The organism is Sphingomonas sp. S-NIH.Pt3_0716 (assembly GCF_003950715.1).
Classification (GTDB): Bacteria; Pseudomonadota; Alphaproteobacteria; order Sphingomonadales; family Sphingomonadaceae; genus Sphingobium; species Sphingobium yanoikuyae_A.
Genome location: NZ_QLJK01000125.1, coordinates 1 through 735 on the forward strand (window position 1 = coordinate 1; position 735 = coordinate 735).

The 735-nt window shown below is 62.0% G+C and carries 1 protein-coding gene and 1 pseudogene; both read right to left on the reverse strand.

Annotated elements, in window-relative coordinates:
• A pseudogene (locus BRX37_RS26385) lies at nt 1–218 on the reverse strand (type IV secretory system conjugative DNA transfer family protein); the annotation flags it as partial.
• A gap of 64 nt (nt 219–282) precedes the next feature.
• Nucleotides 283–600 carry a GNAT family N-acetyltransferase gene (locus BRX37_RS26390; RefSeq protein WP_318276981.1) on the reverse strand — a complete coding sequence of 106 codons (318 nt, stop codon included), beginning with the start codon at nt 598–600 and terminating at the stop codon, nt 283–285.
• Between the last annotated feature and the right edge of the window lie 135 nt (nt 601–735).

Here is a 735-nt window from a genome sequence, read left to right on the forward strand (position 1 = left end):
TGCAGGATGGGCCAGAGCTGGACGCCGTAGCCGGCCATGAGGCCCATAGCGCGCTCGACGGGGGCCAGATGGCCGAGGGCGGCGAACTCATCGAGCAGATAGAGGACCGGCACGGCCGGCTTGGCGGGATCGCGGGCCATGTCGGTGAGGCTTTGCGCGACGAGCAGGCGCAGCCATCGCGAATAGGTGGCGAGGCGATCGGGCGGCAGGACGAGGAAGGGGGCGTTTGCGGGAGGGGGCGGAATCCTACGCCAAGCTCGCCCAGATAGCCGGCGCGAGATCTTACTTGTTGCTGCCTTCTACGGTCGCGCCAGAAAGGCGACGGCTCAGTTCTATCCGGCGATGGCTACGCATTTTGAAGGTGTCTGGCCCAACGCGCCGATACTCAATGAAGCCGAGAGAACGCCAAAATCGCTCTGCCGCTTCATTCGCTTCCAGCACGGCCAACCGAATCTCTGTGGCACCTCTCGCAGCGGCCCAGCTTTCGACCGTCGAGTAAATTGAGCGTCCGACGCCACGACCACGCTGTGCGGCATCTACGATCATGAAGCCGAGATACCATGTGCCATCACGCGGATAATCGCGGAGGATGGCCGCGATTGCATATAGGGGTGACTACACGAAAGTGACGTATCTGCACGCTAAGGGCGAACAAATCCGGTACGATGCCAGCAGATGCTATTCGCAGGCTTTCCTGCCCCTTTTATGTGGTGCCGCCCTACGGGCGCCGATATG